The sequence below is a fragment of the Anaeromyxobacter sp. Red801 genome, from assembly GCF_049201065.2.
In the GTDB taxonomy this organism is placed as follows: Bacteria; Myxococcota; Myxococcia; order Myxococcales; family Anaeromyxobacteraceae; genus Anaeromyxobacter.
The window spans coordinates 1710170-1724709 of the sequence record NZ_CM181236.1 but is presented as its reverse complement, the minus strand read 5'-3'; the positions used below and the strand labels follow the sequence as shown (position 1 = coordinate 1724709).

Sequence of the window (14540 nt, the reverse complement as noted above, 5' to 3'; positions counted from 1 at the left end):
GGGCGGCGCGGTCCGCGGGTCAGTGCGCCTGGCCCGGCTGGTCCCCGCCGGACGGCTCGCCCGCGCCGCGGTCGGCGAGGTCCTCCCGCGACAGCTCCCGCGGCACCTCCAGCACGAACGCGGTCCCGTCCCCGTCCGCCCGCTCGAGGCGCACCGTGCCCCCGTGCGCCTCGGCGATGCGCCGGGCCAGGAACAGCCCCAGCCCCAGGCCGCCGTGGTGGCGCCACGAGGTGGCCCGCTCGAAGCGGCCGAAGATCCGCTCGGCGTCGGCCGGATCCACGCCGGCCCCGTGGTCCACCACGACGATCCGGCCGAGCGCCCCCTCCGCCTCGACGCGGATCTCCACCGGCCGCCCCGCGCCGTGGCGGAGCGCGTTCGAGAGCAGGTGCCCGAGCGCCTGCTCCAGCCGCGCCCGGTCCGCCCAGGCGGGCACGCTCCGGCTGCGCAGGTGCAGCTCGATGCCGTGGTGCGACGCCGGGTCGAGGCTCCGGCGCAGCGCGCGCCGCGCCACCTCGGCGAGGTCGAGCCGCTCGCGCTGCAGGGCCACCGCGCCACGCCGCGACCGCGAGACCTCGATGAGCGCGTCCAGCAACGCGTCGAGGCGCGCCGTCTGCCGCAGCGCCGCGTCGGCCCGGGCCACCGCGCGGGCCGGCTCGGCCCGGCCCCGCGCGAGCGCCGCCCGGAGCGACTCGACCTGGAGGCGCAGCGTGGCGAGCGGGGTCCGCAGCTCGTGCGAGGCCACCTGGAGGAACTCGTCCCGGGCGCGCACGGCGCCCCGGAGCTCCTCCTCCACCCGCCGGCGCGCCGACACGTCCTCCGCCGACCGCACCAGGTAGCGCGCGCGCCCGGCGCCGTCGCGCACGACCGCGCAGGTCACGTTCACCCACTGCGTCCCGCCGTCGCGCCGGAGCAGGCGCTCCTCCGCGGCGTAGCCGTCGATCTCGCCCGCCAGCAGGCGCGCGCTGCGCTGCGCCTCGGCGGCGCGGTCGTCGGGGTGGGTCAGGTCCAGCACCGTGGCGGCGCGCAGGTCCTCGCGCTCGCAGCCCAGCAGCTCGCGGTACCGCCGGTTGAGCCGCAGCCAGTGGCCGTCCGGCGACACGTGCGCCATGCCCACGCCCGCGTGCTCGAAGGTGGCGCGGAACCGGGCCTCGCTGCGCCGGAGCGCGCCGAGGCTGCGGCGCAGCCACACGCCGAGGAGCACCGCGAGCGCCACCGCCACCGCCGCGGCGCCGGCCAGCGCCAGCAGCCCGCGGCGCTCGCCCGCCACCGCCTGGCGCGCGCGCGCGAGGTCCTGCTCGTGGGCGCGCACCAGCGCGGACACGCCCTCGTCGATCCGGCGCCGCACCGGGCCCGCGGAGGCCTGGAGCCTCCTCGCCACCAGCGCCGCCGGCTGCCCGCCCAGGCGCTCCGCGGCCGCCCGCTCGCCCAGCCGCCACAGGAGCGCGTGGTCCTCGGCGAGCGCCGCCACGCGGTCCCGCTCCTCGGGGCTGCGCGCGCGCGCCGCCGAGCGCCCCAGCAGGTCGGCGATCTCGGCCTGGTTGCGGCCCAGCGCGCGGATGGTCGCAGGCTCGCCGTCCGTCGCGGCGTCGCGCGCCAGCCGCAGGCCCAGCTCGCTGGCGGTGGCGAGCCGCTCCGCGTCCACCAGCGCGGCGACGTTCTCGTCGAGCAGGCGATCCCACGCCTCGCTGGCCATGCGCTGCGTGCGCACCCCGAGCGCGGCCACCCCGAGCACCGACACCACCCCCACCGCCAGCGCCGCCGGCCAGACGGAGGCCCGCACGCGGGACGCCAGCCCCGGCGCGCCGCGCGGGCGCTCCCGCCCCGTCCTCCCGGTTCCGAGCCGCATCGCCCCTCGCCACCCGGCAATATGGCGGCCCCGCGCCGGGGAGGCCGGGGTGACGCCCTCGCGCCCGGTGACGAACGTTTCCGGCATGCCGAGGCTCGCGGATCCGCTCATCGACGCAGACTTCCGGGCGCTCGTCGAGGCGCTCGCCCGGGAGGGCCTGCCCCGCCGCGCCGAGGCGGCGCGCGCCGTCGAGGCGGTCGCCTGCGCGCTCGCCGACCGGACCCGGTCCTCGGACTTCGCCCCGCTCCGCGAGGTCCTGCCCGAGCCGTTCCGCGGCAAGCTCTCGCTGTGCGAGCGCCACCGCGGCGCGGCCCCGGCGCGGCCGCGCGAGCCGTGGACCGCGGAGGCGTTCGAGGCGCACGTCGCCGAGGACCTGGGGCCGTCGCCGGGCGGCGCCGAGGCGGCCGCCCGCGCGGTCTTCGCCGCGCTGCGCGCGCAGCTCCCGGAGGAGCAGGCGGAGGAGGTCGGGCGCCTGCTCCCGCCCGAGCTGCTGCCGCTGTGGCGCCGGCCGAGCTGAGCCGGGTGATCAGGCGGGCCGCGGGTGGCGGGCGCGGAAGCGTCGCAGGCGCACCGCGTCCTCGCGGTCGCGCTCGTCCAGCGCCGCGGCGATGCGCGAGGCCTCGGCCCGGAGCGCGGGCAGCACGAGCTGCTCCAGCGCGTTGATGCGCCGCGAGGTCTCCTGGATCTCCTCGCCGAGCCGGGCGAGGTGCAGCTCCTTGGAGGCGATGGTGAGCAGCACCTCCAGCGACTCCTCGTGGTGACGGGCCGCGGCCGCGCCCGACGGCCCCCAGCTCACCGGCGAGCTGCCGCGCTGATCGGCCGCGCGCACCAGCGGCGGCGCCGCCACCGACGGCGTCGGCACGCCCCACACGCGCCGCACGGTCACGGCGAGCGGGACGGCGCGGGCCGCCGGGAGCGCCAGCGACGCGAGCCGCTCCTCCCCCTCCAGCGCCTTCGCCAGCTCGAGCGCCTTCACCGCGCGGCGCAGCGCCTCGTCGAGGCGGGCGCGCCCCTCCAGCACGTCGTGCACCAGCTTCCAGAGCTCGCTCGCCAGCACCTCGCGCTTGGCGCGCAGCAGCCGCGCCCCCTTGCCGGCCACCGCGCGGCGGGCGCGGACCTCGAGCAGCCCCATGCGCGTGGTGGCGGCGCGGCTCATGCGATGGCTCCGCCGGACGGCGCCGCGGCCGCGGGCTGGGCCGGGCGGGCGCGCAGCAGCCGCTCCGGGATGCGGGTCAGCGCCGCGGGCGGGAAGCCGGACAGCAGCCGCCAGCCGGCCTCGAGCGTGTCCTCGATGGTCCGGAAGGTGCCGCCCTGGCCGACCAGGTCGTCCTCGAACGCGTCCGCGAACGCGAGCAGCCGCTTCTCCTCCTCGCCCAGGTTGGCCGCGCCCACGATCGCCGCCATGCGCCGCACGTCGCGGCCGCGCGCGTAGAACGCGTAGAGCTGGTCCGCCACCGGGCGGTGGTCGTCCCGGGTCTTGCCCGGCCCCGCGCCCAGCCCCATGAGCCGCGACAGCGAGGGCAGCACGTCGATGGGCGGGTACACGCCGCGGCGGTCGAGGTCGCGCGAGAGGACGATCTGCCCCTCGGTGATGTAGCCGGTCAGGTCGGGGATGGGGTGGGTGAGGTCGTCGTCCGGCATGGTGAGCACCGGGAGCTGCGTGAGCGAGCCCGGCCGCCCGCGCACGCGCCCGGCGCGCTCGAAGATGGTGGCGAGGTCGGTGTACATGTAGCCGGGGTAGCCGCGCCGTCCCGGGACCTCCTCGCGCGCCAGCGCCACCTCGCGCAGCGCCTCGCAGTAGCTGGTCACGTCGGTGAGCACGACCAGCACGTGCAGCCCGTGCGCGAACGCGAGGTGCTCGGCGCAGGTGAGCGCGCACCGCGGCGTCATGAGCCGCTCGATGGGCGGGTCCTCGGCCCGGTTCAGGAACACCACCGTCCGGTCCAGCACGCCCGCGGCGCGGAACGCCTCCAGGAACGCGTGGTACTCGCGGAACGGCGACCCCATGGCCGCGAACACCACCGCGAACGGCTCGCCCCCGCGCACGCGCGCCTGGCACACGATCTGCGCGGCGAGGCGCGAGGCCGGCAGGCCGGCGCAGGAGAACACCGGCAGCTTCTGGCCGCGGACCAGCGTGTTCATCCCGTCGATGGCGGAGACGCCGGTCTCGATGAAGTCCGACGGCTTCTCGCGCCGCGTGACGTTGAGCGCGGCGCCGTGGATGGCCGGGCGCGCCTCCGGCACCGGCGGCGGCAGCCCGTCGGCGGGGCGGCCGAGTCCGTCCAGCACCCGGCCCAGCATGCCGCGCGAGACGCCCAGGCGCGCCACCTGGCCGGTGAGCGTGACCTCGGCGCGCGCCGGGGCGAGGCCGCGCGTCTCCTCCAGCACCTGCACCGCGATGCGGTCGCGCGACAGCGCGATGACCTGCCCGCTCCGCTCCTCGGCGGCGCGCCCGTTGGCCTCCGGCTCGTCCCGGATGCGCACCACCTCGCCCAGGCGCGCGCGCGGCACGCCCTCCAGGAACAGCAGCGGGCCGGCGATGCCGAGCGCCCCGCGGATGCGGCGGGTGACGAGGTCCATGATCACTCCGCCTCCAGGCGCGCCAGCGCCTCCGAGAGGTCCGCGCGCAGCGCGGCGGCGGCCCCCGGCACCTCGGCCGCCGGGAGCTGCGCCAGCCGGAGCAGGCGCGCGCCCAGGCCGGTGTCGAGGATCGACCGGAGCGGCACGCCCGCGCCGACCGCGGCGCCGGCGCGCCGGTGCCACTCCAGGAACAGCCGCAGCATCTCGAACGCCTTGGCGGGCGGGCAGGTCGCGTCGGCCGGGTCGAGCGCGCTCTGGCGCAGGAAGCCCTCGCGCAGCAGCCGCGCCGACTCCAGCACCAGCCGCTCGGCGTCCTGCAGCGACTCGGTCCCCACCAGCTCGGCCACCTCGGCCAGCTCGCGCTCGCGCTGCAGCAGCTTGCGCGCCTCGTCGCGCAGCGCGCCGAACCCGTCCCCCGCCTCGCGCTCAAACCAGCCCGCGAGCCGATCGCCCTCCAGCGTGAAGGAGACGCTCCAGTCCACCGCCGGGTAGTGGCGCCGGTGCGCCAGGTCGGCCGAGAGCGCCCAGAGCGCGCCGGTGGCACGGAGCGAGCACTGCGTGACCGGCTCCGAGAGGTCGCCGCCGGGCGGCGACACCGCGCCCACCATGGTCACCGCGCCCTCGGCCCCGCCCAGCGTCTCCACCCGGCCCGCGCGCTCGTAGAAGCGCGCCAGCCGCGAGGCGAGGTAGGTCGGGTAACCCTCCTCGCCGGGCATCTCCTCCAGGCGCGCCGAGATCTCGCGCAGCGCCTCGGCCCACCGCGACGTGGAGTCGATCATGAGCGCCACCGAGCGGCCCATGTCGCGGAAGTACTCGGCGATGGCGCAGCCGGTGTAGATGGACGCCTCGCGCGCGGCCACCGGCATGTTCGAGGTGTTCACGATCATCACGGTGCGCGCGAGCAGCGGCCCGCCGGTGCGCGGGTCCTCGAGGCGCGGGAACTCGTCCAGCACCTCGGACATCTCGTTGCCGCGCTCGCCGCAGCCCACGTAGACGACCACGTCGGCCGCCGCCCACTTCGCCAGGCTCTGCTCCAGCACCGTCTTGCCGGTGCCGAAGCCGCCCGGCACCACCGCGGTCCCGCCGGCCGAGACCGGGAAGAAGCAGTCCAGCACCCGCTGGCCGGTGAGGAAGGGCACGTCCGGCGGCAGGCGGCGGCGCGCCGGGCGCGGGCGGCGCACCGGCCAGCGCTCCAGCAGCGCGAGCGGCGCGCCCCCCTCCAGCAGCACCGCCGGCTCCTCCACCCGCCGCGCTCCGGCGCGGACCTCCGCGACGCGCCCGGCCACGCCGGGCGGGACCACCACCGGATGGTCGGGGGCGCCCGCGGCGCGGGCCACGCCGAGGCGCACGCCGGCCTCGACGCGGTCGCCGGGCGCGACGGCGGGCTCGAACTCCCAGGCGCGGGTGCGGTCGAGCGCCGGCAGCGAGGCGCCGCGGCCCAGGAAGTCGCCCTCGCGCGCGGCCAGCTCGGCGAGCGGCCGCTGCACGCCGTCGAACACCGAGCCGAGCAGCCCCGGCCCGAGCTCCACCGCGAGCGGCTCGCCGGAGGCCTCCACCGGCTCGCCCAGCGCGAGCCCGGCGGTCTCCTCGTAGACCTGGATGGTGGCGCGGTCGCCCTCGATCCGGATGATCTCGCCGAGCAGGCGCTCCTCGCCGACGCGCACCACCTCGTTCAGGCCGGCGCCGGAGAGCCCCTCCGCCACCACCGTCGGCCCCGCCATCCGCACCAGCGTCCCGCTCATGGCGCCCCTCCCCCGCCCGCGCTGCCCAGCTTCACGCCGTAGCCCACCGCCCGGCGGATGAGCGCGGCCACGTAGGCGCGCCCCCTGCCCTCCTCGCCCAGGCGCCGCGGCAGCGCGAACGGCAGCACCACCGGCAGGCCGCGCTCGCGCACGCGGGCCAGCAGGCGCTCCGGGACCGCGCGCAGCAGCTCCTCCTCCACGGCCAGCACGCCGACCTCCGCGTCCCCGAGCAGGCGCCGGAACGCGGCGGCCTCCTCGCCCGGCCCCACCGCCTCGACCGGCGCGCCCGCCAGGCGGAAGCCCAGCGCGTCCGCCGGCCGCACCGCCACCGCGAGCCGCAGCGCGCCGGCCGTGCCCGCCGCCACCCCCGCGCGCTCGCCCGCCGCCGCCGCCACGTCACGCCTCCACCAGGTCGAGGAGCTCGTCGCCCGCGATGCCGACCGCCGCGCCGCGGAGGAGCACCGCCACCCGGGCCACCTCCGCCCGGCGCTCCAGCAGGTGCCGCAGCGGCACCGCGATCGACAGGGGCCGCTGGCGCGCCTCGCGCCGCAGCGGCGCCACCAGCGCAGCCTCCAGCGCGCGCTCCGCCGCCCAGGGAGACGCGAGCGCCGCCTCGGGCAGCCCGAACCCGGCCGCCACCGCGCGGCGCGCCGCCGGCGGTCCCGCCCGCGCCAGCGCGTCGAGCGCGGCCGCGTCCCAGCGCCGGCCGCCCTCGAGCCAGGTGCCCGGCTCCGGCGCGGCGCCGTCCAGCGTGAGCAGCGTCTCCGCGTTGCGCGCGTCGGTGCGGTCCGAGAGGTGGCGCGCCAGGATCTCCCCGTCCTCGCCGCGGCGGCGGCACGCGGCGCGGGCGCGCGCCAGCCCGGCGCGATCCGCGGCGCGCTCCAGCGGCGCCAGCCCGGCCTTCGCGACCTGGGCCAGCGCGGGCCGGACGGCGGCCGCGACCGCCGAGCCCGCCGCCTCCAGCACCGCCACCGCGTCGGCGAGCGCCGGCGCGGCCGCGGCGGCGCGCAGCGCCTCCGGCCCCGGCGGCGTCACCGCCGGCGCCGCGGCGACGGTCGCGTCGATGGGCGCCCCCAGCGCCACGCCGCGGAGCACCGCCTTCACCGCGGCCGCCTCGTCGAGCGCGAGGAACGCCGCGAGCAGCGCCCGCGCGCGGCGCCCTTCTGCCAGCCCGGCCAGCCGCTCGGCCTCCTCCCGCGCCGCGGCCCGCAGCCCGGCCTCGACGCGCGCCAGCGCCACCGGCGGCAGGGCCGCGTCCGCCGGCAGGCCGGCGCCGGCGGGCCGGGTGCGGAGCAGCTCCACGCGGGCCTCGGTGGACGGACGGGTGAGCAGCTCGCGCAGCCCGGGTGCGCCGAGCAGGAGCGGGCGGCGCGCGCCCACGCGCGCGTTCAGGCGGTCGAGCCGGGCCACGTGCCCGCCTCCCCGAACAGGATGACGGCCAGCTCCGACTCCGCCTCGGGCCAGAGGCGCTCGAGGCGTGCCGGCAGCGTGTCGTCGAGCTCGCGCCGCCCCACCCGCACCCGCACGCCGCCGCGCGGCGCCGGGGCCTCGCGCACGGTGGCGCGCGCCGCCGCGGCGGGATCGAGCCGCGCCAGCGCGGCGCGGCAGGCGCCGGCGGCGCCGGGGTCCACCTCCACCTCGAACGGCGCGTCGCCCACCTCCGGCAGCAGCTCCGCGAGCAGGCGCGCATCCAGCGCCGCGTCGCCCTCCGCGGCCAGCGCCCCGGCGGCCGCCCGGTGCAGCGCCTCGAGCGCCTCGCGGCGCGCCAGGAGCGACACCCGCTCCCGCTCGCGCCCGAGCGCCTCGCCGCCGGCGCGCGCCGCCTCGGCCGCGTCGGCGGCGGCGCGGGCCACCAGCGCGTCGCGCGCCGCCGCGGTGGCGGCCCGGGCCTCCTCGAGCACGCGCGCCGCCTCGCGCTCCGCGGCCGCGCGCACCTCCCGGCCCTCGCGCTCCGCCTCCTCGGCGAGCACGCGGAGCAGGTCGCCGTAGCCCACGTCACCCTCCGGTCAGGATCAGCACCGCCACCACGAACCCGAGGATCACCAGGGTCTCGGGGATGGCGAGCATGACGATCACGGCGCCGCGCACCTCGGGCTTCTCCGCCAGCGCGCCGGCGCCGGCCGAGCCGATGCGCGACTGGACCCAAGCGGTGGCGAGGGCGGTGACGCCGACGGCGAACGCCGCGGCCAGCGTGATGAGCACCTTGTCCACGTCGTCCTCCCTTTCGTCACTCCGCGAGGGCGAAGGGCCGGAACGGCTCGCCGCCCTCCTCGTAGAACTTCTCGAAGAACTCCACGTAGTGGAGGCGCAGCGCCGCCACGATCGGGCTGATGAGGCACAGGCTGAAGTTGACCGCGTGCAGCAGCACGCCGATGGCGATCCCGACCGGCGCGGGCTCGAGCGTCCCGGCGATCAGGTTCGCCACCTCGGCGAGCATCGCCGAGGCCAGCCCGAGCGCCATGAGGCGGGCGTAGGAGAGGACGTTGCCGAGCCCGAGCACGAGGTCGAGCGCCGCCATGGGCCCCTCGGCCGCCACCGCCACGGCGAGCGCGCCCAGCGTCCCGAACAGCGCCGGCCGCAGCGCCCCTGCCGGCAGCTTCCCCGCCAGCGCGGCGGCGCTCGCCGCGGCCCCGACGAGCAGCACCAGCTTCGCGGCCCGGCCGACCGCCTCGCGCGCGTGGCGCTCGCGCAGCGCCGACCCGACGCCGAGCCCCATCCCCAGCAGCACGTGGACGCCGCCGAGGGCCAGCACGCCGCCGAGGAACGCCATGAACCCGCGCCGCCGGTCGAGCAGCAGCGGGTGGAGCCCGAGGTGCACGCCGAGCTCGCCCAGCGCCTCGCCGTAGAGCAGGCCGAACAGCGCCGACGCCGCCGAGCACCACAGCGCCACCCAGGCGAGGTCGCGCCCGACCCGCCCGCCCCAGCCGCGCCTGCGGGCCCAGAGCGCCACCGCCACGCCGGCCGCGCCGAACACGACGTCGCCCAGCACCAGGCCGAAGAACAGCGGGAAGAACAGCGCCAGCCAGGGCGTCGGATCCACCGAGCCGTAGCGCGGGAGCGAGACCAGCGCGAGGAGCCGCTCGAACGGGCGCAGCCAGCGGTGGTTGCGCAGCACCACCGGCACCTGCGGCCACTCCGACCGCCGGGGCCGCTCCGCCAGCACCGTGAGCCGGTCGCCCAGCTCGGCGGCGACGGCCGCCCGCAGCGCCGCGACCTGCTCGGCCGGCATGTAGCCGACGGCCACGAACGCGAAGCGGGTCTCGCCGCAGCTCCCCATGGCCTGGAGGCGCGCCAGCTCGCCCTCGGCCCGGGCACGCGCGCCCGCCAGCGCCGGGGCCAGCCCGGCGGCGACCTGCGCCAGCGCCGCGTCGGCGGCGGCGATCTCCTCCGGCAGCGCCCGGGCCCGCGCGGAGAGCAGCAGGAGCACATCGAGCAGCCGCCGCCCGCCGTAGGCCGGCGGGAGGCGCACCTCGTCCACGCCGCGCTCGAAGAACAGCGCGGTGAGCGCGCGCCCCGCCGCGCGCGGGACCACCACCAGCACGCCGGTGTGCTCCGCGTCGAGCGGCCGCGCCTTCACCTCGCAGGCGCCGCCCGACAGCCGGCGGACCTCCGACTCCAGCAGGGCCAGCGCCGCCGGGTCGGTGCGCAGCACCAGGCCGTGCAGCTCCGGCTCGGCCGCCGGGTCCACGCCGTGCGTGAGCGGCGCGAGCGCCACCACCAGGCGGGCGAAGCGCGCGGTGGCCTCGCGCTCCTCGGCCAGCGCCGCGCGCCGCGCCTCGAGCCGCGCCAGCTCGGACTCCAGCGCCGCGAGCCGATCCAGGAGCGCCTGCGTGCCCGGCTCGGGCAGCTCCAGCGGCGCGGCCTCGGCGCGCGCGGGCGGGAGCCTGCCGGCGAGCGCGTCGATCTGGCGGACCGCCTCGGACAGGCGCGCCGCCCGCTCGGGCGCGCCCGGGAGCGGCGCGGCCGGGCGCGCCGCGGCGGGCGCCGGGCGCAGCTCCACCGCGCCACGCACCTGGAGCAGCTCGAGCGCCCGCGGGAGCAGGTCCCGCGGCCCGAGCACCTCCACGCGCGCCATCGGCAGGATCACGGCTCCCCCCGCACGCGCGCGCGCAGCCACGCCAGCGCCCGCGCGCGGTTCGCGACCGCGCGCCGCGCCACCTCCGTCCGGTCCGCCTCGCACGCGGCGCGCGCCGCCTCCTGCGCGCGATCCTGGGCGTCGGCGGCCGCCGCGCGCAGCGCGTCGGCGGCGCGCTCCGCCTCGTGGCGCGCGCCCGCCGCCAGCGCCTCGGCCTCGCGCCGCGCGCGCTCCAGCGTGGCCGCCGCCTGCCTGCGCGCCTCGGCGACCTGCTGCTCCAGGGTCGCCTCGTCCTGCCGCAGCCGATCGACGGTCCCTCGCTCGCCGCCCTCGAACGGCGTGTCCACGGTTGCCCCCTGCGAGCGAGCAAACGCCCCGCGCACCCGCGTGGCAAGCGCGGCGGGTGCTCACCGGTGGGGCTGCGCGGCGCGGGCGCAGCGCCGGCGCGCACGCGCGGCCCCGCCGCGCTCCGGGCTCGACTAGACTGCGCGCCCATGTCCGATCCGGAACGCCCGCCCGGCGCGGCCCCGGGCCGCCGGTCATGAGCACGGGGTCTCCCCCGGGCGCGTGGTCGCATCCCGCGTTCGCCGAGGTCGCGGCGGAGGTGGCGCGCCACGCCGGGCTCCGCATCCCCGCGCACCGCCGCCCCGAGGTGGAGGAGGCCGCGCGCCGCGCGATGCGCGCCGCCGGGCTCACCGACCCGCGGGCGTACGCGGAGCGGCTCCGCGACGGGCGGCTCGCGGTGGCGGACCTCGTCGCCGCCGTGACCGTGGGCGAGACCTACTTCTTCCGCGATCCGGCGCAGCTCGCGCTGATCCGGGACCGCGTGGTGCCGGCGCTCGCGGCGAGCCGCCCGGCGGGCCACGCGCTCCGGGCCTGGAGCGCCGCGTGCGCGACGGGCGAGGAGGCGTACACGCTCGCCTTCACGCTGGAGCAGGCGGGCGCGGGCGAGCGCGCGCGGGTGCTCGGCACGGACATCTCGCGCCCGGCGCTGGCCCGCGCCCGGGCCGGCGCGTACGGCGACTGGTCGCTGCGCGGCCCCGAGCGCGCCACCGCGGCGCGGCTGCTGCGGCGCGAGGGCGAGCGCTGGAAGGTGCCGTCGCGGATCCGCGCGCGGGTCCGCTTCGAGTACCTGAACCTCGCCGACGACACCTACCCGTCGCCGGGGACCGGCACCGCCGGCGTGGACCTCGTCCTGTGCCGCAACGCGCTCATGTACCTGGAGCGCGAGGTCGTGGCCGCGGTGGCGCGCCGCCTCCACGCGGCGCTCGCCCCCGGCGGCTGGCTGCTCACCGGGCTGGCGGATCCGCCGCTCGGCGGGCTCGCGCCGTTCGAGCCGGTGTCCACCGCCGCGGGCGTCGTCTACCACCGCCCCGCCCGCGGCGAGCCGCCCCCGCGGCGCGCCCGGCCACCCCGCCGCCCCGGCGAGCCGGCGACCCCGGCGCGCCGGCCGCCCCCCGCCTCCGCGCCGCCTCCTCCGCCGGCGCCGGCGGCGGCGACGCACCCTCCCGCGGCCGCGCCCGCGCCGGACCTGGCCGGCGCGCTCGACGCGCTCCGCCGCGGCGACTGGCTCGCCGTGCTGGACCGGGCCGGCGCGCTCCTCGCCACGCCGGAGGGCGCCGCCGCGCTGGTCCACGCCGCGGCGAACGCCGGCGACCCGCCGCGGGCGGAGGCGCTGGCGGCGCGCGCCGCCGAGGCGCACCCGCTCTCCGCGGAGCTGCACCTCCTGCACGCCGCGGTCCTCGCCGAGCTGGGCCGGCTGGAGGGCGCGCTGGAGGCGATCCGGCGCTGCCTGTACCTCGACCCCGGCCTGGCGGTGGCCCACGCGCAGCTGGCGGGGCTGCTGGCGCGCGCCGGCGACGCGGCGGGCGCCCGCCGGTCCTGGCGGAACGTCCTGCGCATCTGCGCCGCCCTCCCGCCCGACGCGCCGCTGCCGCTCGGCGACGGGCGGTGCGCGGGCCCCCTTTCCGCGGTAGCATCGGCGCAGCTCGAGCTGCTCGGCGGAGGCGATGACCGCGGGTGAACGGAGGCGCGCCGGCGCGCCGATCGACTGGAAGGCCCTGCAGGACCGCCTGGCCCGCGCCGCGGCGGCGCTGGGCGCCGGCGCGCGCCCGTCCGGCGAGGCCGCCCGCGCCGCGCTCCAGGCCCGCGCCCGCGCGCTCGCCGCGCCCCCGCCGGCCCCGCGCCCGGCCGGCGCGCGCCCGGTGCTGGCGTTCCGCCTCGGCGGCGAGCGCTACGCGCTCGAGACCGGCGTGGTCCGCGAGGTGGCGCGGCCGCCGCGGCTGGCGCGGCTGCCCGGGGCGCCCGCGTTCGTGGCCGGCCTCGCGAACCTGCGCGGCGAGCTGGTGGACGTGCTCGACGTGCGCGAGTACCTGGGCGCCCCCGCCGCCGCCGCCGGCGAGCGGACCCGGCTGCTCGTCCTCGGGGCCGAGCGCGCGGAGCTGGCGCTCCTGGCGGACGAGGTGGACGGGCTCGACGAGCTGGTCCCCGGCGACCTCCTCCCGGCCCCCGCCGCCCCGCGCCGCGCGCGGCCCGAGTACGTCCGCGGCGTCACCGCCGCCGGCCTGGCGCTGCTGGACGGCCCGGCCCTGCTCCGCGACCCGCGGCTCGCCGTGGACGCCCCTTCCCTCCCGATCGAGGTGACCTGATGCAGATGGAGATCCGCCGGACCCGCTCGCTCGGCTTCCGGCTCGGGGGCTCCGCCCTCGCGCTGTTCACCGCCGCCGCGCTGCTCATCGGCCTGAACCTGTGGATGCTCTCCGGCCTCCACGGCGAGGAGGAGTGGACCGCCAAGCTGGTGGAGGGGGCGGTGCTGCGGTACCAGGCGCTGGACCTCTCCGAGCGGCTGTTCGACGCGCCCGCCGACCGCGCCCGCACCCGCGAGGCGCTGGTGCGCGCCATGAGCGCGCTGGACGAGCGCTACCGGATCCTGCTCCAGGGCGACCCGGAGAGCGGCACCGAGCCCATCCGCGATCCGCGGGTGGTGGCCTCGCTCCGCGCGCGCGAGGGCACGTGGACGAACGAGCTGCGCCCGCTGCTCGCCCGCGTCATGGCCGCGCCCGGGCGCGCCGAGGCGCAGGCGGACCTCGACCGGTTCCGCGAGATCCACGAGCGGTACCTGACGCAGCTGCAGGGCGACACCGCCGTGGCCGCACAGGTGACCGCCGGCCGCGTCCGCCAGTTCCTGGTGGTGCAGGTGCTGTTCGCCATCCTGGTGGTCGCCGTGCTCGCGGCGGTGCTGGCGGTGACGCGCGACACGACGCGCCGCATCGGCCGGCTCGCCGCCGCGGCCGACCGCCTGGCGGCGGGCGACCTGGAGGCCCGCGCCGCGGTGCCGGGCCAGGACGAGGTCGCCGCGCTCGGGCGCTCGTTCGACACCATGACCGAGAAGGTCCGCAGCGGCCTCGCGAAGGAGCAGTCGATGCGGCGCCAGGTGGAGGCGCTCCTGGCGGCGGTGCGGGACACGGCCACGCGGCTCGCCACCGGCACGAACCAGATCGTCACCTCCACGAACCAGCAGGCCACCGGCGCGCAGGAGCAGGCGGGGGCGGTCACGGAGACGGTGGCGGTCGTCGAGGAGCTGGCGCAGATGTCCTCGCAGGCGGCGCAGCGGGCGCAGGCGGCGGCGGAGACGGCGCGGCGCTCCGACGAGATCGGGCAGGACGGCCGCCGCGCGGTCGAGCGCGCGGTCGGCTCCATGACCGCGGCGAAGGAGCAGGCCGACTCGGTGGCCGAGAGCATCGTGCGGCTGGCCGAGCAGACGCAGGCGGTGGGCGACATCGTCAACCTGGTGAACGAGATCTCCGACCAGACCAACCTGCTCGCGCTCAACGCCGCCATCGAGGCCTCCCGCGCCGGCGAGCACGGCAAGGGCTTCTCGGTGGTCGCGGCCGAGGTGAAGTCGCTCTCGGAGCAGGCCAAGAAGGCCACCGTGGAGGTGCGCCGCATCCTGGGCGAGATCCAGAAGATGGCGAGCCGCTCGGTGGTCTCGACCGAGCAGTACTCGAAGGGCATGGCCCAGGCCACCGACGCGGCCCGCAGCGCCGGCGAGACCATCCACGCGCTGGCCGGCGCCATCGCCGAGCTGGCCGAGACCTCGAGCCACATGTCCGCCACCGCCACGCAGCAGGCCCAGGGGCTCGGCCAGATCAACCAGGCCATGCGCGACGTGAAGCAGACCACCGACCAGACGGTCCAGGCCATCCGGCAGACCGAGCAGGCGGTGCAGGACCTCTCCACGCTCGCGGTGCGGCTCACCCAGCTGCTCTCCGAGCCCGACCGGGCCGCCTAGCGCCGC

At 79.4% G+C, this 14540-nt stretch carries 14 protein-coding genes; 4 read left to right on the top strand and 10 right to left on the bottom strand.

The genetic code is table 11. The annotated features are described in order from the left end of the window. Window positions 1-19: 19 nt before the first annotated feature. A complete protein-coding gene (locus tag ACOQFB_RS07795) occupies window positions 20-1780 on the bottom strand; it encodes a PAS domain S-box protein (protein WP_494492523.1) in 1761 nt (586 codons plus the stop codon). A 151-nt stretch (window positions 1781-1931) separates the two neighbouring features. On the opposite strand from ACOQFB_RS07795, the gene ACOQFB_RS07790 reads away from it, so the two are divergent. Beyond that, window positions 1932-2363 carry a DUF2267 domain-containing protein gene (locus ACOQFB_RS07790; RefSeq protein WP_421610834.1) on the top strand — a complete coding sequence of 144 codons (432 nt, stop codon included), beginning with the start codon at window positions 1932-1934 and terminating at the stop codon, window positions 2361-2363. 9 nt (window positions 2364-2372) lie between these two features. Here ACOQFB_RS07790 and ACOQFB_RS07785 read toward each other — a convergent pair whose 3' ends face one another. Genes ACOQFB_RS07785 through ACOQFB_RS07745 form a run of 9 tightly spaced genes read right to left on the bottom strand, consistent with a single transcriptional unit; the run spans window position 2373 to window position 10590 of the window. Next, on the bottom strand, window positions 2373-3002 hold the full coding sequence (locus tag ACOQFB_RS07785) for a V-type ATP synthase subunit D (protein ID WP_059438548.1): 630 nt from the start codon (window positions 3000-3002) through the stop codon (window positions 2373-2375). After that, window positions 2999-4426, bottom strand: a complete 1428-nt coding sequence (locus ACOQFB_RS07780) for a V-type ATP synthase subunit B (protein ID WP_059438547.1) — start codon at window positions 4424-4426, stop codon at window positions 2999-3001. The genes ACOQFB_RS07785 and ACOQFB_RS07780 overlap by 4 nt, the downstream gene beginning before the upstream one ends. A 2-nt stretch (window positions 4427-4428) precedes the next feature. Beyond that, window positions 4429-6168, bottom strand: coding sequence for a V-type ATP synthase subunit A (locus ACOQFB_RS07775; RefSeq protein WP_059438546.1), 1740 nt, complete (start codon window positions 6166-6168; stop codon window positions 4429-4431). Further along, on the bottom strand, window positions 6165-6563 hold the full coding sequence (locus ACOQFB_RS07770) for a V-type ATP synthase subunit F (RefSeq protein ID WP_059438545.1): 399 nt from the start codon (window positions 6561-6563) through the stop codon (window positions 6165-6167). Before ACOQFB_RS07770 ends, ACOQFB_RS07775 begins: the two co-directional genes overlap by 4 nt. 1 nt (window position 6564) lies before the next feature. After that, a complete protein-coding gene (locus ACOQFB_RS07765; protein WP_421610835.1) occupies window positions 6565-7578 on the bottom strand; it encodes a V-type ATPase subunit in 1014 nt (337 codons plus the stop codon). After that, entirely contained in the window at window positions 7557-8162 is a 606-nt protein-coding gene (locus ACOQFB_RS07760) for a hypothetical protein (protein ID WP_421610836.1), read from the bottom strand. Before ACOQFB_RS07760 ends, ACOQFB_RS07765 begins: the two co-directional genes overlap by 22 nt. Window position 8163: 1 nt before the next feature. After that, window positions 8164-8379, bottom strand: coding sequence for an ATP synthase subunit C-like protein (locus ACOQFB_RS07755; RefSeq protein WP_421610837.1), 216 nt, complete (start codon window positions 8377-8379; stop codon window positions 8164-8166). A 16-nt stretch (window positions 8380-8395) separates the two neighbouring features. After that, window positions 8396-10255, bottom strand: a complete 1860-nt coding sequence (locus ACOQFB_RS07750) for a V-type ATP synthase subunit I (protein ID WP_421610838.1) — start codon at window positions 10253-10255, stop codon at window positions 8396-8398. Beyond that, window positions 10252-10590 (bottom strand): hypothetical protein, encoded by a 339-nt coding sequence (locus ACOQFB_RS07745; protein WP_421610839.1) that lies wholly within the window; start codon window positions 10588-10590, stop codon window positions 10252-10254. Before ACOQFB_RS07745 ends, ACOQFB_RS07750 begins: the two co-directional genes overlap by 4 nt. 194 nt (window positions 10591-10784) lie before the next feature. Between ACOQFB_RS07745 and ACOQFB_RS07740 the strand changes: the two genes are divergently transcribed. The 3 genes from ACOQFB_RS07740 to ACOQFB_RS07730 are packed head-to-tail and all read left to right on the top strand — an operon-like array spanning window position 10785 to window position 14534. Further along, complete coding sequence (locus tag ACOQFB_RS07740; protein WP_421610840.1) at window positions 10785-12266, top strand: CheR family methyltransferase; 1482 nt, start codon at window positions 10785-10787, stop codon at window positions 12264-12266. Next, the gene (locus ACOQFB_RS07735) at window positions 12253-12891 is read left to right on the top strand and encodes a chemotaxis protein CheW (RefSeq protein WP_421610841.1); all 639 of its coding nucleotides are present in this window, start codon (window positions 12253-12255) and stop codon (window positions 12889-12891) included. Before ACOQFB_RS07740 ends, ACOQFB_RS07735 begins: the two co-directional genes overlap by 14 nt. Continuing rightward, complete coding sequence (locus ACOQFB_RS07730) at window positions 12891-14534, top strand: methyl-accepting chemotaxis protein (protein WP_421610842.1); 1644 nt, start codon at window positions 12891-12893, stop codon at window positions 14532-14534. Before ACOQFB_RS07735 ends, ACOQFB_RS07730 begins: the two co-directional genes overlap by 1 nt. Window positions 14535-14540 lie beyond the last annotated feature (6 nt).

Bases quoted from the DNA above. Each gene is read 5' to 3' on its own strand.
- ACOQFB_RS07740 (WP_421610840.1), top strand. From the start codon at position 10,785: ATGAGCACGGGGTCTCCCCCGGGCGCGTGGTCGCATCCCGCGTTCGCC.
- ACOQFB_RS07780 (WP_059438547.1), bottom strand. From the start codon at position 4,426: ATGGACCTCGTCACCCGCCGCATCCGCGGGGCGCTCGGCATCGCCGGC.
- ACOQFB_RS07735 (WP_421610841.1), top strand. From the start codon at position 12,253: ATGACCGCGGGTGAACGGAGGCGCGCCGGCGCGCCGATCGACTGGAAG.
- ACOQFB_RS07790 (WP_421610834.1), top strand. From the start codon at position 1,932: ATGCCGAGGCTCGCGGATCCGCTCATCGACGCAGACTTCCGGGCGCTC.
- ACOQFB_RS07775 (WP_059438546.1), bottom strand. From the start codon at position 6,168: ATGAGCGGGACGCTGGTGCGGATGGCGGGGCCGACGGTGGTGGCGGAG.
- ACOQFB_RS07730 (WP_421610842.1), top strand. From the start codon at position 12,891: ATGCAGATGGAGATCCGCCGGACCCGCTCGCTCGGCTTCCGGCTCGGG.
- ACOQFB_RS07785 (WP_059438548.1), bottom strand. From the start codon at position 3,002: ATGAGCCGCGCCGCCACCACGCGCATGGGGCTGCTCGAGGTCCGCGCC.